Origin of the sequence: Paenibacillus pabuli, assembly GCF_039831995.1 — a bacterium.
GTDB classification, from domain to species: domain Bacteria; phylum Bacillota; class Bacilli; order Paenibacillales; family Paenibacillaceae; genus Paenibacillus; species Paenibacillus pabuli_C.
This window is the reverse complement of the sequence record NZ_JBDOIO010000005.1, coordinates 853,951-874,019: the sequence shown is the minus strand read 5'-3', so window position 1 is coordinate 874,019 and position 20,069 is coordinate 853,951. Positions and strand designations below refer to the sequence as shown.

Annotated in this window: 18 protein-coding genes; all 18 read right to left on the bottom strand. The window is 49.4% G+C overall.

Annotation, left to right across the window (positions count from 1 at the left end; translation table 11 throughout):
* Nucleotides 1–4 precede the first annotated feature (4 nt).
* The 18 genes from nadC to spoVT all read right to left on the bottom strand — a co-directional run bounded on the left by nadC (nt 5) and on the right by spoVT (nt 19,826).
* On the bottom strand, nt 5–871 hold the full coding sequence (gene nadC, locus ABGV42_RS30640; protein WP_347385067.1) for a carboxylating nicotinate-nucleotide diphosphorylase: 867 nt from the start codon (nt 869–871) through the stop codon (nt 5–7).
* A complete protein-coding gene (gene nadB, locus ABGV42_RS30635) occupies nt 868–2,487 on the bottom strand; it encodes an L-aspartate oxidase (RefSeq protein WP_347385066.1) in 1,620 nt (539 codons plus the stop codon). Before nadB ends, nadC begins: the two co-directional genes overlap by 4 nt.
* A 35-nt stretch (nt 2,488–2,522) precedes the next feature.
* Nucleotides 2,523–3,461 (bottom strand): quinolinate synthase NadA, encoded by a 939-nt coding sequence (nadA, locus tag ABGV42_RS30630; RefSeq protein ID WP_062329366.1) that lies wholly within the window; start codon nt 3,459–3,461, stop codon nt 2,523–2,525.
* Nucleotides 3,462–3,758: 297 nt separating this feature from the next.
* Nucleotides 3,759–5,804 carry an ATP-dependent zinc metalloprotease FtsH gene (gene ftsH, locus ABGV42_RS30625; protein ID WP_347385065.1) on the bottom strand — a complete coding sequence of 682 codons (2,046 nt, stop codon included), beginning with the start codon at nt 5,802–5,804 and terminating at the stop codon, nt 3,759–3,761.
* A gap of 101 nt (nt 5,805–5,905) precedes the next feature.
* The gene (gene hpt, locus ABGV42_RS30620) at nt 5,906–6,445 is read right to left on the bottom strand and encodes a hypoxanthine phosphoribosyltransferase (RefSeq protein ID WP_127540872.1); all 540 of its coding nucleotides are present in this window, start codon (nt 6,443–6,445) and stop codon (nt 5,906–5,908) included.
* A gap of 52 nt (nt 6,446–6,497) precedes the next feature.
* Complete coding sequence (gene tilS / locus ABGV42_RS30615; RefSeq protein WP_347385064.1) at nt 6,498–7,937, bottom strand: tRNA lysidine(34) synthetase TilS; 1,440 nt, start codon at nt 7,935–7,937, stop codon at nt 6,498–6,500.
* A gap of 44 nt (nt 7,938–7,981) precedes the next feature.
* Nucleotides 7,982–8,929: a serine/threonine protein kinase gene (locus ABGV42_RS30610; protein WP_347385063.1), complete on the bottom strand. Its 948-nt coding sequence runs from the start codon at nt 8,927–8,929 to the stop codon at nt 7,982–7,984.
* Complete coding sequence (locus ABGV42_RS30605) at nt 8,913–9,665, bottom strand: VWA domain-containing protein (RefSeq protein WP_347385062.1); 753 nt, start codon at nt 9,663–9,665, stop codon at nt 8,913–8,915. Before ABGV42_RS30605 ends, ABGV42_RS30610 begins: the two co-directional genes overlap by 17 nt.
* Before the next feature lie 84 nt (nt 9,666–9,749).
* Nucleotides 9,750–12,257 carry a stage II sporulation protein E gene (gene spoIIE / locus ABGV42_RS30600; RefSeq protein WP_347385061.1) on the bottom strand — a complete coding sequence of 836 codons (2,508 nt, stop codon included), beginning with the start codon at nt 12,255–12,257 and terminating at the stop codon, nt 9,750–9,752.
* A 529-nt stretch (nt 12,258–12,786) separates the two neighbouring features.
* A complete protein-coding gene (locus tag ABGV42_RS30595; protein WP_095293365.1) occupies nt 12,787–13,311 on the bottom strand; it encodes a S1 domain-containing RNA-binding protein in 525 nt (174 codons plus the stop codon).
* Nucleotides 13,312–13,510: 199 nt separating this feature from the next.
* Nucleotides 13,511–13,846 (bottom strand): FtsB family cell division protein, encoded by a 336-nt coding sequence (locus tag ABGV42_RS30590; RefSeq protein ID WP_347385060.1) that lies wholly within the window; start codon nt 13,844–13,846, stop codon nt 13,511–13,513.
* Between the two features lie 12 nt (nt 13,847–13,858).
* A complete protein-coding gene (gene yabQ, locus ABGV42_RS30585; protein ID WP_347385059.1) occupies nt 13,859–14,428 on the bottom strand; it encodes a spore cortex biosynthesis protein YabQ in 570 nt (189 codons plus the stop codon).
* Nucleotides 14,425–14,709, bottom strand: a complete 285-nt coding sequence (gene yabP / locus ABGV42_RS30580; RefSeq protein ID WP_175394619.1) for a sporulation protein YabP — start codon at nt 14,707–14,709, stop codon at nt 14,425–14,427. Before yabP ends, yabQ begins: the two co-directional genes overlap by 4 nt.
* A gap of 173 nt (nt 14,710–14,882) precedes the next feature.
* Nucleotides 14,883–15,161 carry an RNA-binding S4 domain-containing protein gene (locus tag ABGV42_RS30575; protein WP_095293361.1) on the bottom strand — a complete coding sequence of 93 codons (279 nt, stop codon included), beginning with the start codon at nt 15,159–15,161 and terminating at the stop codon, nt 14,883–14,885.
* A complete protein-coding gene (locus ABGV42_RS30570; RefSeq protein WP_017691362.1) occupies nt 15,161–15,433 on the bottom strand; it encodes an HU family DNA-binding protein in 273 nt (90 codons plus the stop codon). The genes ABGV42_RS30575 and ABGV42_RS30570 overlap by 1 nt, the downstream gene beginning before the upstream one ends.
* A gap of 307 nt (nt 15,434–15,740) precedes the next feature.
* A complete protein-coding gene (gene mazG, locus ABGV42_RS30565) occupies nt 15,741–17,234 on the bottom strand; it encodes a nucleoside triphosphate pyrophosphohydrolase (RefSeq protein ID WP_347385058.1) in 1,494 nt (497 codons plus the stop codon).
* A gap of 149 nt (nt 17,235–17,383) precedes the next feature.
* Nucleotides 17,384–19,090, bottom strand: coding sequence for a putative polysaccharide biosynthesis protein (locus ABGV42_RS30560; protein WP_347385057.1), 1,707 nt, complete (start codon nt 19,088–19,090; stop codon nt 17,384–17,386).
* 193 nt (nt 19,091–19,283) lie between these two features.
* Nucleotides 19,284–19,826, bottom strand: a complete 543-nt coding sequence (gene spoVT, locus ABGV42_RS30555) for a stage V sporulation protein T (RefSeq protein WP_347385056.1) — start codon at nt 19,824–19,826, stop codon at nt 19,284–19,286.
* Between the last annotated feature and the right edge of the window lie 243 nt (nt 19,827–20,069).

The following is a 20,069-nucleotide window of genomic DNA, read 5'->3' as shown; positions in this document are numbered from 1 at the left end:
AGGTTCACCTCTCTTTCTTTTCGTTTAAATCTAGGCTGATATCAAGGCTCTCGAAAGAATAGGTTAACCTTCCAACTGAAATTACATCCACACCACTCTCGGCAATCCCCCGGATCGTGTTCAGAGAGACATTACCTGATGCTTCCACTTTTACATGCGGAGATTTTTTGCGAATAACTGTAACGGCCTCACGCATCTGATCCGGATGCATATTGTCCAGCATAATGATATCTGCACCTGCCTGCAAGGCTTCGTTCACCTGTGCCAGATTCTCTGTCTCCACCTCAATGGTCATCGTATGAGGAATGACAGCCCTTGCCCGCTGCACCGCTTCTGTGATGCCGCCTGCTCCTTTAATGTGGTTATCCTTAATCATAACCGCATCATACAATCCGAATCGATGATTCGCCCCTCCACCAATACGCACTGCATATTTTTCAAGCATGCGGTGGCCAGGTGTTGTTTTACGTGTATCAACCAATCTCGTAGAGAGACCCTCCAATGCATCAACATATGAACGTGTGCGTGTTGCAATACCAGACATGCGCTGCAGCAGGTTTAGCGCCAGCCGTTCACCTGTAAGCAAACTGTGGGTGCTTCCTTCCACTTCTGCCAGAGTCTTTCCACGTGTAACCTCGTCTCCATCCTGTACCGACGGTCTAAACACGAGCGATGGGTCTACCACCTGAAATACCAGTTCAGCTACCGATATGCCCGCAATGATCCCATGGTCTTTGGCGTGGATGACGGCCTTGGACTGATGGCCTGCCGGAATTGTCACGCTCGTGGTAACATCCCCTGCCCCCACATCCTCGCGAAGCCAGTTTTTAATGGATTCGATGAGTCCTTCATTATATCCATTCAGTATCATGACATCAATTCCTCCACAATCGCTTGTTCTCGTTGCTGCAAACTATGCTTCTGCCAAGCCGCATCATCACGAAGCGGGAAATCCTCGCGGTAATGTGCCCCCCGACTCTCCTGACGATGTAATGCTCCACTCGTTACCAGCCAGGCACAGGTCAGAAGATTGGCGTATTCCATCTCTTCCTTGTGTGTCAGCACATGATCGAAGATGTCCATTTCAATCTTCAGCTTATCCATGGCTCCTTGTAAGCCGACACCGTTACGTCTCAGGCCCACCTGACGAACCATCATCTTCTGCAAACGCAGACGCCGTTCGGAAATCGGCTGCTGCTCTTCCCATTTTCTAATCCCCGTACTATGCGGCAAAGGGCTTTCAATCTGTACTGAATTCAGCGGCGGCAGTGATTGAATACGTTCAACAATTCTGTGTCCAAAAACAATGGCTTCAGACAATGAGTTACTCGCCAGTCGATTGGCTCCGTGTACTCCCGTTGAGGAAACTTCACCGCAAGCAAACAACCTTCCAATGCTGCTCTCCCCGTTCAAGTCCGTTTTAACGCCGCCCATCATATAGTGTGCTGCAGGAGCAACCGGAATCCAGTCTGTGGTCATATCCAGTCCGTACCGCATACAGGTCTCATATATGGTAGGGAATCGATGCTTGATCAACTCTGCCGATTCATGAGTAATATCCAGATATACAAATGTACTGTTCGTCATCTCCATCTCACTGACAATCGCTCTTGCAACAATATCACGCGGAGCAAGTTCAAGCTGTGGATGATAACGTTCCATAAAACGCTCACCCTTGATATTTCGCAGAAATGCACCTTCACCCCGTACCGCTTCAGAAATCAAGAAGCGCGGAGCTCCCGGATAACATAGGGAAGTCGGGTGGAATTGGATGAACTCCATATCTCGAATGACTGCTCCCGCACGGTATGCCATGGCGATGCCATCAGCCGTAGCTACCTCCGGATTGGTTGTATAGCGGTACAATTGCCCCGCCCCGCCGGAACAGAGCACTGTAGCGCGCGCCTTTACAAATACCTTCTCGCCGTCCGATTTCTGAACCAGAGCCCCTACGCATTCTCCATGATCCGTGATTAAGTCAATGACAAAATGCTCATCCCAGACTTCAATACCTGAATGTTCACTTGCTTGAGCAGCAAGTGCTCTCACGATCTCATATCCAGTCGCATCTCCATTTGCATGCAAAATACGGCGGTGACTGTGCGCACCCTCCTGCGTCAACGCCAGCTCGCCGTTCTCCACATCAAACAACGTGCCCAGACGGATCAGTTCCTGTACTCCATCCGGGCCTTCGTTTACCAATGCTTCCACTGCCTCGCGGCGACACAGGCCCGCTCCAGCCACAAGTGTATCCTGCAGATGGTATGCAGGAGAATCATCTTCAGCGATTACAGCAGCGATGCCACCTTGTGCATAGCGGGTATTGCTCTCCAGTAACGACTTCTTCGTGATCATCAATACCTGGTTATGTTTGCTTGCCCTGATGGCGGTATACAATCCGGCAATGCCAGAACCAATAACGAGTACATCCGTCTCCACCATTGGCAGCACGGACAGATCAAAATCCACTATATATTGCGGTATCATCCTATTCACCTGTCTCGGAGCAAGAGTAGCGCATGCTACTTCACCAGTAACATGCGCTCTAGCGATTCTCTGGCTTTGTCTGCAACAGCCGGTGGCACGTAAATTTGCGGCTTCATCGTTTCCAGGCATTTAACCAGTTTCTTCAGGTTGTTGACCTTCATGTTTGGACACACCAGGAACTTGGTGGCAAAATGGAATTGTTTATCCGGGCTATCCAGTCGCAGCTGATATCCTGTGCCATCTTCCGTCCCTACGATGAATTCCTTGGCGGAAGAGTTTTTACAGTATTCAAGAATTGCCGTCGTGCTGCCTACAAAGTCTCCCATCTCCACAACTTCCGGACGACATTCCGGATGTACGACAAACTCGGCATTTGGATATTTGGCTCTCATCTCGACGACATCTTTTACGGTCAGCATATCGTGTGTGTTGCAATACCCTTCCCAGATGATCATTTTTTTGTCTGTATGCTGCTGAACATAGTGTCCCAGGTTTTTATCCGGCACCCAGATAATCTCATCAGAATCAACAGATTGAATCACCCGGACTGCATTGGCCGATGTACAACAGATGTCGGTCTCCGCCTTGATCTCAGCCGAGGAATTGATATACGTCACTACTTTTGCATTTGGATGCTGCGCTTTCAGTTTACGCAGGCCCTCAACATTCACCATGTCTGCCATAGGGCATCCTGCACGTTCATCCGGAATGATAACCGTTTTGTTCGGGGCTAAGATCTTAGCGCTTTCACCCATAAAATGAACCCCGCAAAATACAATGACATCCGCATCCGTTTGCGCGGCTTTTTGTGCCAGTAGGAATGAATCTCCGCGAAAATCGGCTACTTCCTGTACTTCGTCACGTTGGTAATAATGAGCAAGAATAATAGCGTTACGTTCCTTCTTCAACTCCATCAGCCGCTCTCGCAGCTCCCGGTTCATCTCAGCCTTGCGCTCTAAAGCCAGAGCTTCCACCTGTGATCCTCTCCTTTGACGGGACGGCGTCATGCGCCGTTTCCTGTGACTATCTGCGTCGATATTTTCGCTTGAGAAACGAATCACAAGCGGTTTAACACCTAATGTACACAACGTTCACGACTCTGTCAATAAATGAAAAAGGTGCAGAACAACGCCTTAATCAACTATTTCCTGCGTAGTTCGCGCTCTAGCTCGCAGTTATCATTATCTATGCAATTTGAATAAAACGCACAAAAAAAAGAGAGCCTCTCGGCTCTCTTTTATCTGTTCTCAGAACGCAGGTTCTGATAAACATTAAGACGTTGGCTTCGTACCGCCATCATCTGGGTCATTGCTGTTGCCTTTATCCAGATTCGGAGCATCGTTAGGGATATCTCCGGCCGGTGGCTCAGGTGTTTCATCTTTGCCTTGAATACGGACACGCACATCACCGATGTTATCGATGATTGGCTCTCCGCCTTCACTTGGCGTACCTTCGTTATCATCATCGCTCTCCGCTTTTGGAGTCAAGGAACCAGTCTCGATCAATTGTTTGATCTGATCCATTTCCAGTGTCTCCACTTCAAGCAACGTTTGAGCGATCAAATGCATCTCTCTTGTATGTTTTACGAGCAGGTCCTTACATTTCTCGTAACATTCATTGATAAAGCGCTGCATTTCCTGATCAATCTCATAAGCGATGGAATCCGAGTAATTCTGTTCATGGCCGATATCCCGTCCAAGGAATACCTGTCCTTGTGAACTTCCGAATTGCATAGGTCCCAATTTCTCACTCATACCGTATTCCATAACCATGCTGCGAACAATACCTGTCGCTTGCTGGAAGTCACTGTATGCACCAGTACCAATTTCACCAATGAACAATTCTTCTGCCACACGGCCCCCGAGGAGTCCTGTAACTTTGTCCAAGAGCTCTTGCTTGGTCACCAGCATACGGTCTTCTTTTGGCAACATGATTACATAACCACCCGCACGTCCGCGCGGAATGATGGTTACTTTATGTACCATATCGGCATGTTCCAAGAAGTATCCTACAATGGTATGGCCTGCTTCGTGATAAGCAACGATTCTTTTCTCGCGATCACTGATGACACGGCTCTTCTTCTCCGTACCTACGATGACACGGTCGATTGCCTCGTCAACTTCTTTCATGGAAATGTCTCTCCGGTTACGGCGCGCTGCAAGCAATGCCGCTTCGTTCAAGAGATTTTCAAGATCCGCACCAGAGAAGCCTGTCGTACGTTTCGCAATAATGTCCAGTTTCACATCTTTTGTGAGTGGTTTGTTGCGGGAGTGTACTTTCAGTACGGCTTCACGGCCTTTTACATCAGGGCGGTCAACCGTAATTTGACGGTCAAAACGTCCAGGACGCAGCAAGGCAGGGTCCAGAATGTCTGCACGGTTCGTTGCAGCAACGATGATAATTCCCTCGTTCGCTCCGAATCCATCCATTTCAACGAGCAACTGGTTGAGCGTTTGTTCACGTTCATCGTGACCACCGCCAAGGCCAGCTCCACGCTGACGTCCTACTGCATCAATCTCGTCAATAAAGATGATACATGGGGCGTTTTTCTTTGCATTTTCAAACAAGTCACGTACACGGGATGCACCGACACCGACAAACATTTCGACGAAGTCAGAACCCGAGATACTGAAGAACGGCACACCCGCTTCACCTGCAACGGCACGAGCAAGCAACGTTTTACCAGTACCCGGAGGCCCCACGAGCAATACGCCCTTAGGAATCCGTGCACCTACAGCTGCGAATTTGCGAGGATCCTTGAGGAAGTCAACGACCTCAACAAGCTCCTGCTTCTCTTCGTCCGCACCTGCGACGTCTTCAAATGTAACCCGCTTCTTCTCTTCGTTATAGAGACGGGCACGGCTTTTACCAAAGTTCATTACTTTACCGCCGCCGCCTTGTGCCTGATTAAACAGGAAGAAGAACAGCAGGAACATAATGATCAAAGGAATAAAGGATGTCAGAAGTGTCAGCCAGATGCTGTCACCTCTCATTGGCTCCTGATTTAACTTGAAATTATTAGCTTCACTTGCCGCTACAAGTTCACTAATCGCTTCATCCGTAGGAGGAATGTACGTTGAGAAATTTTCTGATTTGGCTTCGCTAGGCTTCTCTCTATATTGACCGGTCACAAGAAAAGACTGACCGTCGAATTGAACCGTCAATTCTGAGATGTTGTTCGCCTTAACCGCCGTGCGCAACTGATCATATCTAGGATTATCTGTGGCTTCGCCGCCATTGCTGACGAACTGCACTATGCCCACCACGACTAAAAAAAGAATCAAATAAAAACCAGAATTCCGGATGAACCGATTCATCCCCTACCTCCTCTCGAGACACTTTAATTATTTTAACATAGCCCGACATGGCTTCTCAACAGAAGGCACGAGCAGAACTGGGCTTGGAACTAGCATGCACTTTAACTGCTGTATACTTCCGGTTTCAAAATCCCGATGTAAGGGAGATTCCGGTACTTCTCGGCATAATCCAAACCGTATCCGACGATGAATGCGTCTGGGATGTCAAAGCCGGTGTAATGAGCTTCAAGCTCAACCTTACGGCCTGAAGGCTTGTCAAAAAGCGTAACCACGCGCACCGTTTCGGCACCGCGATTTTGCAGCAGCTCAATCAAATAACTGAGCGTAAGTCCACTATCGATAATATCCTCGACAATGAGAACCTCACGTCCTTCAACCGAGACATCGAGATCTTTGATGATCTTAACAACGCCTGACGATTTGGTGGATGCTCCATAACTCGATACTGCCATGAAATCCATTTCAACAGGTACCGTTATGTTTTTAACCAAATCAGCCATAAATATAAACGCACCCTTGAGCACGCAAATGACCAAAGGATTGCGACCTGCGTATTCGGCACTTAGTGTTGCGCCTAATTCCTTGACTTTACTTTGGATTTCTTCTTCACTGATCAATACTTCCTGAATGTCGTTCTGCAACTGTGCGAACCTCCTAAGTTATACTATGAAAGCCTTACCTGAACCATAACCACTACCCCTGAATCGCTGAATTGCCTACAGTCATGTACAGGATGGCGGAAGTATCCTCCTTCACCGGCGCAATATTAGACCGGCGAACACCCGGCAACCAGATAATGTTGCCTGCTCCGTCACAAACCACGGGAATACGCGGACGGACAGAGGGGGGGATTTTTTCATCGATGAAAATATTTTTCACCTTTTTGCTTCCGTTTAATCCCATGACTTTCATGGTATCTCCAGGTAACCGTGAACGCACAACCAGCGGCATGAGCAGTTGATCCGCATCAAATGCGGCCTGATCCGCCGTTTCCGGTACAAGATAGTCCTCGGGACTCATAGGAATGATCCGAAGATATCGGTCAATCTCCCTGAGTGAAAGCTCATAAGTTCCGTTCCATTGCAAGAGACGATACTCGAAAGATTGATCCTGTACGTCTGTCCGTATGCCGAAGGAAACCAGATCATACTCCCGGGTACAAGCGAGTGTCTGTCCTATATCTAGGCTCCAGGTCTTCGCATAAGGCTGTGTCACCTTGCGGCGAATGGTTTCGATACGGGTAAAGTCGACAAAATCACTGTCCAAAGGCAGATAATTCAATATTAGTTTAATCAACCTTCGTTGTAAAGCGACATGTAACTTCAAAAAGGAAGGCACCTCAAAGGTTTGCCTTCCGCCGTTCACCTGCACTAGACACCTGTATGCGTCATATGCACCTTGCTCCATGAAATCGTCTTCATCGCCCACAATTTCGGCAAGCCGATTCAAAGACGGCGTGAGCTGTCCATTATATTGCCCCAAATAAGGAAGCACATCCAAGCGAATGGCATTGCGCCGGTATTTACGCTGGGAATTGCTTGCATCATTAAAGTACAGAAATCCCTGAGTATTACAAGCTTCTACAAGGTCTGTCTTGTTTATACGAAGACATGGACGAATAAGTTCCACATTTTTTTCCCGCCGTTTAAACTTCATTCCGGACAGTCCGGTTAGTCCGCTCCCACGCAATAAATGAAGCATAACCGTCTCTGCCTGATCGTCTGCATGATGTGCCAGAGCAATGCTTGCCGCACCATATTGGTCAGCTACCTGATGCAAAAAGGCATACCGCCTATCACGTGCCGCTTCCTGCGGTCCCTTCCCTGTAAGCTTCATATAAGAAGGAATATCAACCTTTACCCATTCAAAAGGGATATTTAGCTGTGCCGCCATTTTCCCAACCATTTCGGCCTCTTCATCGGATTCTTGGCGGAACCCGTGATGTACATGAGCACAGACCAGTTCCAGCGGAACATGTCTTGTACTAATCTCATGCATAATATGCAAAAAAGCCACCGAGTCCGGTCCGCCCGATACCGCGACGATGATCCGATCCCCGGGAACCCATAACTGATGCTCTTCCGCTGCCTCCAGCACATGATTCACCAGCTCGTTCCAGCGTAAAGCTTCCATACCTGTTCCTCATTCCTTGCGTTATGTATATGCACCTGTAAAGATTAAAAACGCAGTGCATAGATGAGTACCCCAATAAGTAATATAACGGATACAGCGAATGCATTTTTCAGCCAGCGTGGTGTAGAGCTTGATGAACGCCGGCGAAGAGGTGCAGGCCGGGCCATCATGTCTTTCCAGGCTTTGGCTGCATGTCCGGCATCCCGGAACTGTCCCCGAAGAGCCTGAATCGTCCAATTACGAAACGGTCGCAGCCTTTCGCTGCGCTCCACCAGGGCCGTAAGCTGATTGACACTCCGCAGTTGTGGCAATCCTTCGGCAGCCAGCGCCTTGAGCGCTTCCCCCTCCAGTACATGAATCAATAACAAAGCAAAAGCGAAGACATCGTAGGTCCCGTCTGCTGTTCGGCTTCCGCCATTCCAGAAACCCCTGTCATACCATTCGGTAAACTGTTTCACACTTCGTCCAATCGACGTTACCCCACCATAATCAATGAGCTCTACCTGACCAAAATCGGATACCAGTACGTTCTGAGGCTTAAGATCACCAAATACCCATCCCGCCTGATGCAATTGTGCCAGCTTCTGCAGGAGTCTAAGCCCAACCAACAGCGTCCAGTCCGTCCCTTGGCGCCGGATGAAGTGGTGAAGAGCCTCACCCCGAACATACCGCATCACATAAAAGGGAATATCCCGTCCCTGAATGGCATAATCGTCCACATCCTTAAGATAGGAAGGAATACCACTCTGCTTAAGGGCCTCATGATTACGCTGCAGCTGAAACGATTTGAGTACATTAATCTCTGATTGTAGATCGAACGGATCAAATCCCATCTTTAGTGCATAGTGTTTGCCATTCTCACCCCGCTGGACAAGAAAAACGATGCCGTTGGCGCCTTTGCCCAGCAGCTTGCGAATCGTATAACGGCTGCGATTCCATTTCCCTGTAATTACTGTTCCTGGCGGGAAAGAGGCATCAGACAACGTTGTCACCGAGCATCCCTTCTCTTTCAATGCGATAGTTCCCTTCTATTTCCTGCTGTCCCTCCAGTGTACCATAACGGTAAAAATCAATCACCTTCTGAATCGCAGGACCTGTCGGCGTCGCACCCTTCATCTGCAGACGTCCAAACAGGGAACGAACACTGCCCAGATCAGATGTCCAGCTGATATCCATCACAGCCTCTTCTCCGCTATGACGGCCCGGGAAATGAAATACCGAGAGCTTGCTCTGCCCTACACGCGCCTGCAAGCTCAACATCAAATCCCGGATTCCTTCTTCGACAGCAGCGAGCTTTGGTTTCATGCTTGCACTTACGTCGATCAACAGGATAACTTGAAGAGGAGTCGTTTCAGCCAAATTATCGATTACTTCCACTACCTGAGCACGCTGTGCAGGTTCAAGGTCAGTTACGGTTTTAGACACTTTCTCTCCCAGAATTTGTGTTAACTCTCTATTAACCGCCTGCTGAATGGTCTGAACCACTGTTTTCCTTGTCATCATCTGCATCGTATGGGCAAGCTGCCTTGTGCCGACGATCTGGCTGATTCCACCTCCGGCTTTGGCAATATCCTCAATCTCCCGGCTACCCAGCTCACCAATGGTTCCATAATCAATCACACCAACCACATTAACCGTGATTCCCTCTTCACGGGCTTCTGCCGCTGCCAGCACCGGACTTGTACCTACATTAGAACAACCGTCGGTGATCAACAAGATCTGCTTCATCCGAAATCCCTCCGTTTTCGTTACTCTCCAATTCTATGACTAGCATTGCCATAATGAAGAGACTTCAAACAGAGAATCATGCAATTAACTAACCGTACGCGGACGCTCCATCCGGTTAATGCCCGGTACGCGCAATGTGGCCCATTCGGGACGGAAGTGCTCCACCTTTCCTACAACGACAGTCATATCATCCAAAATCTCATGCTGTTGATATCGAATCACACTCTCAAGCAAGCAGTCAGCTACCTCTTGCGGATCGTCACTATCAATCTCCTGAATGAGACGTTTCATCCATAACTCCTTGTTGACCGCATACCCTGGTGCATCATATATTCCATCGGTCATCATAATCAATATATCGCCTGGTTGAAGCTGTACGGTGACCAGATCCACTTCGATATCTTTAATAATGCCGATCGGCAGGTTGCTGGCCGATACCTGAATAACCTCCTGTCCGCGTTTAATAAAGCTCGGAGTCGAGCCGATTTTCATAAAAGTGGTCTCTGCCGTGTATTCATCAATCAGAGCCATATCTACCGTAGCGTACATCTCCTCAGGAGAGCGCAGCATTAACACGGAATTCACAGATTTGATCGCCAGCTTCTCATCCATGCCGGATTGAAGCAGTTGCTCCAGGATATTTAATGCCGCGCTGCTCTCCATGCGCGCACGTTCCCCGTTACCCATACCATCACTGAGTGCCACCGCAAAGGTACCATTCCCCAGTTCAACAGTGCTGAAGCTGTCCCCGGATAGCAAATCTCCCCCTTTGGCAGCCGCAGCTACCCCTGTAGTCACTTCATAAGTTTTGGCTGAGCCGAAGGTAACGGTCGCCAGACCCTGACGGGGATCTGTCATCGTCTCATGGAGAACAGCAATATGCTCGTCCAGGACATCTGAGATCAGCGGCGCGATCATCTTTCGGCATTCATCAAACCCCCTAGTATAGGCATGAACAATCTCGATTTCCACGTTACCTGCCTCCAGATTGATGATTTCAATTGAATGTATGGACAGGCCCAGCGACTCCAGCGCATCCCGAATCTGTTCCTCCTGCTGCACCATCTCCTCACTTTCCCGTTGGATTTCTCTGGCCAGGTCCTCCATTACCTGAGATACTCCAGATAATTGCTCAGCAACCAGCTGCCTGCTGTCCACAATCTGACGCTTCCACTGCATATTATGCTGGTAAAGCCCATACTGGGCACGCATTACTTCGAGTACCTCCTCCGGTTTGGCACATACCCTGTTCCACTCCACAGGAATTTGTTTGCCCGACATCTCCGGATTGGCCTCAATGGAACTCATCACATCCGTCATGTACTTATACGTTTGAATAAACTTGGCATCCCAGCACTGCGTACGTTTGAAGCATCCTGCGCACGTTCCCTCTGCTACCGCATTCATAAAATGCTCCATGCCGCCTTCGTTCTGTACCGGTTCTCCCGTACCGGACATCTGATCGAAGCTGCGTGAAAGCTGGCGGAACACCTGCGAGAAGCGGGTTACTCGTTCTGCCGTGATATCCCGAATCCGCTTCGCATATTCATGCTGCGATTTGGTATGATCCTGTGTACCCGGCACATATTTGGATATGGCCGCCATCATGCTTTTAGGTGTAAGCATGAACAGAACAATAGCTGCGCACGTCTCCCATAAGGAATTCATCACGTCACCTGGACCGCCCAGGTAAATGGACAGAATAGATGAGCCGAGCAGCATTCCCAGTGCAACGCCTGCACGTTTACCCTCTCTCAGCATACCCGCCAGCATCCCGGCAAAAGCGAGCAGACTCATCTGGTATACGGCAGACATGTCGGCGAGGCTCAGGATCAGACCCGTAATGACTCCGACCGATGCCCCCAGGGGGGCTCCGCCCACCAGCGCAAAGATCAGAATCAAATAACGAGAGAGCATATGCTCTACGGAAAGGGACTGAATGGTCCAGCCCACCGCGCCAGTCATAACGGAGGCGAGCAATATGATCAGGCAGAGGATCTCCTCGCTCTTTAGGTTGAATTTCTTTTTGCGATACGTAAAAATCGGTATGGCTTGTATAAAAACCAGGGTAAGCACGAAGCTGAGTACGGAGTCCATCGTGAGCATTAACATGGCGTACCAACTGAAAGACGGACCAATCACGACCGCGAATAACTTGACCATAAAAGTAGTCGTAAACACCATTGTTGGTGCATAAGATAATTCAGCACGGTCATAAGACTCCAGCCCTCTGAACAAGAGATAGAAGATCGCCATCTCAGACGCAACGATAAGTGGAACCGGAAACGGAGCAAACAGGCTTCCCGCCAGCAAAGCACCCCCCACGGGAATAATGTAATCCCTGCGCATGAAGGCAATCACCGCGAAGTACGCAATCGCAAATGGCGATAGTTCATTCAGAATCATGGCCTTCCCCAATAAAAATCCCATAAATGTAAGGAGCAGCACCCATTTGCGCGCAGCAACGAACTGGACAGCCTTACGGGAGGTAATCCACTGTTTGAGACGTACGGACAGCTCCTCCCGAGCTTCGGTACTCCCTTTACCAGCTTTCATTCCCGGAAATTGAATGACATTCCACTTTTCCATCATCCCAAGGCACCCCATTCGATTATTTGTTTTCGTGTTTCATTCTCGATGGCTCTGATTATAGATAGATTAGAAGACGTAGTTTGTCACAATAGGTGGATAGGGTTGAAAAAGTTTACGACAAAAGAAACAAGCACGGCGCGGAGGAGCGAAACCCCCGGCCTTATTGTCATTCCATCCTTCGCAGCCTGATCCCCCGAGGACAGGGTTGTCTGATTTTGAACGGCATTTGTTCTGCCGGCAGCTTGAATTGAACGGGATACCTGCGGAATGGCATGGAAACATGTCGGTAAAAAATGGTAGACGACAAATGTTCTTATTTCCTTTGATCCTTGCGCGAAAAAAGTGCATCTGCGGAGCACCACTTTACAAAAAAAGCTAGGAATCCAGAGGAACGCGCATAGCCGACGGTAATCCCCAAAAAGTTTGCGAAGGCAGCAGACTAAAAGAAAAAAAGGGACAAAACGCAAAAAAGCCGTCGACCCTAACGGGTTAACGGCTTTTCTTATATTTTAAATCAGGTTGAGACAGATTACACGCGCTTGGCTCCACGGCCTCCGCGTTTGCCCTCTGTGTTCTTCTTGAGCGAAGAGATCCGCTCTTCACTATCTTTCAGGAAGCGTGACATTTTATCCTCAAATGAAGGTTTGCCTGCTGCGGGCTTGAAAGAACGGCCTCCACGGTCGCGGTTAAATCCACCGCCGCCGCCACGGCCTTGGCCGCCACTTGGGCCTCCACCGCTGAATCGTTCGCGATCTCCTCCACTGCGTTCCGGTCTTGGAGCTCTCGGGGGTCTGGATTGTGTTTGTTGCTCAACCGGTTTGTCAACAGCTTGCTTAATGGAAAGTCCGATTTTGCCATCCTTGTCAACGTTGATGACCTTCACTGTAACGACGTCATTAAGTTTCAGGTGGTCGTTGACATCTTTGACATAATTGTCGGCGATTTCCGAGATGTGAACGAGACCCGTGACACCTCCTGACAGATCCACAAATGCTCCAAAATGCGTGATGCCTGTCACCTTGCCCTCTAACTTGGTGCCCACTTCAATTGCCATAGAATAAAATGATCCTCCCTTAAAAATATACAACCCGATTTTTTAGATGCCAAAATCAATGCTGTGCTAAATGTAATTATACCTTATGCCGCAAACCAAGGTCAACAGAGCTCTACCCCGCAGGGGAGCCTATTTTTAACAGTTTGACGGCTTCAGATATATGGATAATAATCCTTGCTCTGTCATGAGCGTAATTTCATCAGTTCCCTGACTCTTCAACCTGGATTGGCGTTTCTTCAGGCAGGTAATAGCCTTTTTTCCTCGCCAGCTGTCCTATGTATTCAGGGTCCTTCAACCGACTGACTTCATACTTCAACTGATCCAGCTTTTTCTGCGTCTCTTCCTTCGAAGCCTGCTGTGCGGCCAAGTGCGAACTCTTGTCCGAAATCTGTGCATTTTGTACAAGGAACGTATATCCTGCCCAAATAACAAACACAACAACGAATGTCATCCAGAGCATGAGGCGTCTTCTTGCGCCGGCAGATTTCCCTTGGCCTGTTGGGGCTGCAGATCTCCCCACAGGTGTTTTACCCATTATTGGACCTCCTTAAAACCAGCGTTTCCATATCGTTGCAATACTTGAACCCGCACGGATCATCCAACGGGGCGTTACCCAATGTTTCAGGAGCGGCCTAAACATCCAGCGGAACAACTTGCCGAAAGGTACCAAACATTGCAATACCAGCTTGCCAAGGAATAACAGTATCGCGAGTATAAAACCCAATATCACGCGTACTAGCTTGTATAATCCCTTTGCTGGCATAACGAACAGGATGTTAAGGATATGTCCACACCAATGAATAAGTGTTCTTGCGAGTTTAATTAACATTACCACAAAACGCTGGGTTGTAACACTTAAAAGCCAAAAATAGAAGCAAACCCCTATAATTAGCCCCAAAAAGACATAAAACCGCAGCTGTCCGTGGTTTCCGGCGTACAGCATCCGGAAAACGAACAGCGCGGAAGCAACCCAGTACAACAGGTCAAGTGTATGCATGCTCCATCTTGGGAAGCGCAGCTGACCGGACAGCACCCGGTAACTGTCGTAGGCCATACCCATTACGATTCCCGATAACAGCATCCATGTTAATGTGATCCACTGCGTGTCCGGACTCATCGGAACATCTTGCCGAACAGGCCTTTACCATTCTTGTTCTGGGAACCGGGGTCCAGATATTGCAAAGAACTGACTGTGCCTTCAATGGATAGCAAACCTTCCTCCAGGCTCAAGTTTTTGATATGTAAATTGTGCCCCCGGATGGTCAGATGCCCAAGTTCAGTCTGCAGCAAAAATTCCTCACTGTCGAAGCTCTCTACATTCGAGACACCTGTCAGATCCAGCAGTTTGCGATTTTGCATGCTCAAATGATGCTGTTTCGGTTTACCGTGCTCAACCATGGCATGTACCCCTCCTTCTTACACCTAGCTTATGGAGGGGAAGTCGGGAATAGAACCGGGATGATGAAGGAAATGCTCCTGCTTATTCAGACACAAAAGCGCCCTTCCTGTATGGGAAAGGCGCTTCTATCTAACTTGCTTTCATTTAAAAAAAGAGCATATCGGGCAGATGATTACCAGTTCAGCCCGTTATCCTTGGCGATCGGCTCTTCCTTAACCAAGGTATAGAGGCTGCTCGCCTCGTCCTTCTTGGTGCTCTCGGCAAGACGTTCCACCTTTACGGTGACCAGCTTCTGACCGAACTGAACCGTCAGCTCATCGCCCACTTTAACAGCAGCGCTTGGCTTTGCTTCACGTCCGTTAATCAGAACGCGTCCCTGTTCGGAGACGTCCTTGGCCACAGTGCGGCGTTTAATCAGCCGGGAGACCTTCAGGAATTTATCAAGACGCATTATTTTACGGCTTCTTTAAGTTTGTTGCCTGCTTTAAATGCAGGAACAGTGGACTCAGGAATGACAATTTCATTCCCTGTTTGTGGGTTACGTCCGGTACGACCGGAACGTTTGCGGGTTTCAAAAGTGCCAAAGCCGATCAGTTGTACTTTGTCTCCGCTTGCGAGTGCATCTGTAATTTCTCCCAAGAAGCCGTTCAATACGGACTCAACGTCTTTTTTAGTCAAACCGCTTTTGGTGGAAATGTTGTTAATCAGATCTGTTTTGTTCATTTTTAAAAGCCTCCCAAATTAAAAAAAAAGTATCTGCGAATCCTGGCAACCGCCTGATTGCCGCGGCTCCGCGCAAGGTTACTACACATGTATTCTGGCTTGGATTCTGAATTCCTGCCTCGGCCTGCGACTTTTTTTGGCTTACTACGAACCTTTGCCTCTGGTTAGTCTAAGTCCAATACCCAAAAAGTTGTCCGATTAATCAAGAATAACCCTAACTCAAATATGAACACATGTTCGTAAAGCATAACATACCAATGAAAAACATGGAATAAGGATATTTGAACAGTCTACATGGATAACCCTGCTATAGTCCAGCCTTCTTCGCTGCTTGCCAGAATTGCTCCATCTCTTCAACATGGCTATCTGCAGGTGTCCGCCCAAGTTCACGAAGCCGTTCCTCGATGTACCGGAAACGCTGAGTGAACTTGCGGTTGGTGGCGGCAAGTGCCTCCTCCGGGTCCGCATCAATAAAACGAGCCACATTGGCCGTAGCAAACAGCAAATCGCCCAATTCCAGCTTCCGCTCTTCAGCCGACTGGTTGTTCTGCACCGCTTCTTTCAGCTCAGCCAGTTCTTCTTCAATTTTAGCAAATACGCCATTCACATCATCCCAGTCAAAACCAACCTTGGCTGCTTTCTTCTGGAGCTTGTATCCTTTCATCAAGGCAGGCAAATCGCGTGGAATACCATCCAGTACCGAAATGGTCTGTTGATCAAGCCCTTTGCGCTTCTTCTCCTCTGCCTTCATCTGTTCCCAGTTCTGCAGTGCTTCATTCGCATTCTCGGCCTGATGCTCGCCAAATACATGAGGATGACGGAAAATGAGCTTGTCATTGAGCCCCTCAATGACATCATACACATTAAATGTGCCCACTTCCTCTTCCATCTGGGAATGCAGGAGAATCTGCAGCAATAAGTCCCCAAGCTCCTCTTTCATGTGATCGGGATCATCTTCATCGATGGTTTCAATGACCTCATAGGTCTCTTCAATCAGGTTCTTGCGGATCGACTGGTGGGTCTGCTCCTGATCCCACGGGCATCCGCCCGGGCTGCGAAGAATATTAACGATCTCATGCAATCGTGCAAAAGAGCGACGTCGCAGTGCATCATCGGTGTTCTTCGGCACATATATTAGGGACAGGTTCCCGTATCCTTCAATTCGGTCCAGATCGTGAAGTGGTACCTTGTGAATGACCTCCTGATCCTGTACACCGAGTGCATGTCCAACAAATACCGGATAGTCATCCGGATATACATCCATCAGGCACAGCTTCACATCAGACGCCGTAAACACGTCATAGACCTGTCCGATCAAGGTGTGCAGCTGAGGCTGCACCAGTTCCGTGCTCAGACTGCTGGCATCGAGAAGTTGAAAGCCCTCAATGGGATCAAACCCGAGACGGATAAACGCTTCATCCAGAAAACTCTCTCCCCCCATGACACGAAGTGAGATTCCCATTTGCGGGCAGCGTTCTTTCAAGAGACGTACACTTGCCTCTGCCACCATCGGATGGCCTGGTACAGCGTAGACAATCTCGGTCCCTAGCTCTCCCTGACGGGCTGCCTCAATGAGGCGATTGGCGATCTCATCATAGACCTCCGGGAACGACGCTTTCGCCTCGTAGATCGCATCGAATGATGTCATCTCCAGCCCTTCCTGCTTCAGATCATTCAACACGGGATGATCCAATGTGCGGACATACAGCGTAGCCGCTTGTTTCATTTTCTTGATGATACCTACTGTCAGCTGATCTGCATCTCCTGATCCGAGACCAACGACGGTCAAAGCTGCGCTCATCTTCCAACCTCCATCCGAACCATTCTGCCGCATGCCTCCCGTTCTTACTTTAAAATGAGGAGCATGCGCAGAACAGCGCTCTATAATTACACGTATTATAACAGAATCCGGGGATATCCAATAATTTCACACGCAAAGGGTGAGAAAAGCTAACGCAGGACATGCAGTCTGCGAAGCAATTTGGCCAGGCGTGGTCCCAGCTTCGGGATCGCGGCCAGATCTGTGGCGGTCAGCAGTCCGGTACGGGCTGACGCCAGCAAGAACACGGCTGCACCTGCGGCAATGCCAAGCAGGCTTATGCCTACCGCGGCCAGCCTGCGATCGGCCGCGATGCCCATGCCGCCGAGCACCGCTCCGGCGGCCCAGGCCATGCCTGCCGCCGCCACGCTCATGGCGGCGATCACCAGCGCCGGCTTCGCCAGGACGGCGCCAGGGGCAGGGCGCAGCGCGGCACGCCGCGCCAGCAGCGCCACATTCAGGCCAGCCGCCAGCATATAGGCGACTGCGCCTGCCAGGGCCGCGCCGCTGATGCCCAGCGTCGGCACAAGCATGACGTTCAGCAGCGCCTTGACGCCTGCGGCGGCGAGCATGCTGAACGCGGGTGCGCGCACGGCGCCGAGGCCCTGCAGCAGCGCCGCCGCAATGATGCTGACGGTACTGCCTGCTGCAGTCAGCGCCATGTACCGCAGTGCTTCGGTGCCTGCGGCATCACCGTACAGCATGCGGTTGATCGGTTCTGCTAGCACCGCCAGACCGGCGGATGCGGCCAGACCGATTAACCAGAACCAGCGCAGCGCAATGCTTGCCTGCTCCCTGACGGCGTCCGGCCCGCCCTTGAGACGGGCTTCAGCCATCGCCGGAATGAACAGCACGGATAGCGACGTAGCAAGCATCGTCACCAGCTGTACAAGCGGCAAGCCTCGATTGTAAATTCCGAACGACACCATGGACTCCGCTTCATCTAGGCCTTCACCTCTTAGAAGCCGGGGCACCGTGAAGGTATCCACCAGATTCATCAGAGGTACAGCGAGCGAGCCCAAGCAGACTGGAATGGCATATCCTAGTAAGGTCCGAATCCATTGAGCGTTGGTGGGGATCTTCTCAGCTTGAAGCCCTTCTCCTGTCCATTGCTTTGGTTGTTCCTGGCTAGCTTCTGATCTCTGTAACCCATCCATCTCTCCTTCAGCCAAACCCGTCTTTCTGCCCTTCCGCCGCCGACCATACACATAGGCCAGCATGGTTAGTAACCCTACGAATCCACCGGCAACGGAACCAAGCATGGCTCCGGCAGCAATGGTCTCCAGCGATGCATCCTGCTTTATCAGCCATAGCAGCAGCACAATCATTACTGTCACACGAATCGTCTGCTCTACAACCTGTGACACAGCGGTCGGCACCATCTGCTGTAAACCCTGAAAGTATCCACGGAGTCCAGTCATCAGCGGGACAAATAGCAGTGCGAGCGAAGCAGCCCGGATAGAAGGAATGACATGTCCATTACCGATCAGATGACCTATGAGCGGTGCGCCGATGTACATCGATAAGGCCAGAATGAATCCGATGCTTCCAAGCAGTACCGAAGACAGACGAATAATCCGTTTACCCTCCTCGGGCCTTCCCAGTGCATGTTGTTCGGCAACAAATTTGGATACGGCAACAGGCAGCCCAGCGGCAGCTATCGTAATAATAAGCATATAGAACGGATATACCGTGTTATAAATGCCAAAAACACCGTCTCCACCTAGATTCTGTAAAGGAATCTTTTGAAAAGCACCGATGATTTTAGAAATAATGGCGGCAAGCCCAAGCACAAATGCACCCTGCAGCAATCTTGAGCCAGTAGACGGCTGTTTCATAAGTCCCTCCTACAGTTTGTCCAAGCGTTTATATCCAGTAAGCATACTTTGCTATTATACCTGCCTGAAGCCGCACAGACTAACCTTCTGTTGAAGTTCCCTCTACCCGCTTTTAATTCAGCCTCGGCATTATGCCCTCTAAAATGCAAAAAAACTCCTGTCTGCCGGAAAGGCACAGGAGTTGATCTGCTGTTTATTGTTCCATCTGTTTGCCAAGGAAGCCAGCAGCCGTCTCAGCCATTTTAAGTTCCATCTGGGACATTTTCACTGATTCATCCTTGTTGTACAGAATGACGGTTCCAATAGGGTCTCCACCCGAAATGATGGGTGCAATGACGAAAGAGGATAATGTTTCATCATGATCCTTGCTGATCTCATAAGAGCCACTACCTGTCTCAACAATGGTCTTCCGGTTTTCCATGCAGCTCTCTACCAGCTGACCTACCTGCTTGTCCAGATATTCCTTCTTGGAGCCACCCGCGACCGTAATAATGGTATCGCGGTCAGAGATCATGGTTACATGACCCGTACTCTCATACAGTGATTCAGCATATTCTTTGGCAAAATCGCCCAGTTCGCCGATAGGCGAATATTTTTTTAGAATGACTTCTCCATCACGATCCACAAAAATTTCAAGCGGATCTCCTTCACGAATTCGTAACGTACGACGGATTTCTTTTGGAATGACCACACGGCCGAGGTCATCAATACGGCGGACAATACCAGTAGCTTTCATTTCACATGTTGCCCCACTTTCTCGAGAAGATTTTTCAACTACTGTTCCTTAATGGGTAGAGGAAAGTCCCAGAACGTTTAGTGTGATATCTTGACCATAGTATTCATCTGTTCCCATTTCCTTATACATGATTTAAAGAATATAGTTGTGTTCACTCCGCAGAAGGTGACCATGTACCCATTACACTGCTGTCTGTACAAAAAGAAGCAAGGGACAGGCCATAAGTCCTCCCCTTGCTTCTCT

Bases quoted from the DNA above. Each gene is read 5' to 3' on its own strand.
- ABGV42_RS30595 (WP_095293365.1), bottom strand. From the start codon at position 13,311: ATGGCAATTGAAGTGGGCACCAAGTTAGAGGGCAAGGTGACAGGCATC.
- spoVT (WP_347385056.1), bottom strand. From the start codon at position 19,826: ATGAAAGCTACTGGTATTGTCCGCCGTATTGATGACCTCGGCCGTGTG.
- nadC (WP_347385067.1), bottom strand. From the start codon at position 871: ATGATACTGAATGGATATAATGAAGGACTCATCGAATCCATTAAAAAC.
- yabQ (WP_347385059.1), bottom strand. From the start codon at position 14,428: ATGAGTCCGGACACGCAGTGGATCACATTAACATGGATGCTGTTATCG.
- ABGV42_RS30605 (WP_347385062.1), bottom strand. From the start codon at position 9,665: ATGAAGCAGATCTTGTTGATCACCGACGGTTGTTCTAATGTAGGTACA.
- mazG (WP_347385058.1), bottom strand. From the start codon at position 17,234: ATGAGCGCAGCTTTGACCGTCGTTGGTCTCGGATCAGGAGATGCAGAT.
- ABGV42_RS30575 (WP_095293361.1), bottom strand. From the start codon at position 15,161: ATGCGTCTTGATAAATTCCTGAAGGTCTCCCGGCTGATTAAACGCCGC.
- spoIIE (WP_347385061.1), bottom strand. From the start codon at position 12,257: ATGATGGAAAAGTGGAATGTCATTCAATTTCCGGGAATGAAAGCTGGT.
- yabP (WP_175394619.1), bottom strand. From the start codon at position 14,709: ATGGTTGAGCACGGTAAACCGAAACAGCATCATTTGAGCATGCAAAAT.
- tilS (WP_347385064.1), bottom strand. From the start codon at position 7,937: ATGGAAGCTTTACGCTGGAACGAGCTGGTGAATCATGTGCTGGAGGCA.
- ftsH (WP_347385065.1), bottom strand. From the start codon at position 5,804: ATGAATCGGTTCATCCGGAATTCTGGTTTTTATTTGATTCTTTTTTTA.
- ABGV42_RS30570 (WP_017691362.1), bottom strand. From the start codon at position 15,433: ATGAACAAAACAGATCTGATTAACAACATTTCCACCAAAAGCGGTTTG.
- ABGV42_RS30590 (WP_347385060.1), bottom strand. From the start codon at position 13,846: ATGGGTAAAACACCTGTGGGGAGATCTGCAGCCCCAACAGGCCAAGGG.
- nadB (WP_347385066.1), bottom strand. From the start codon at position 2,487: ATGATACCGCAATATATAGTGGATTTTGATCTGTCCGTGCTGCCAATG.
- ABGV42_RS30560 (WP_347385057.1), bottom strand. From the start codon at position 19,090: ATGAAACAGCCGTCTACTGGCTCAAGATTGCTGCAGGGTGCATTTGTG.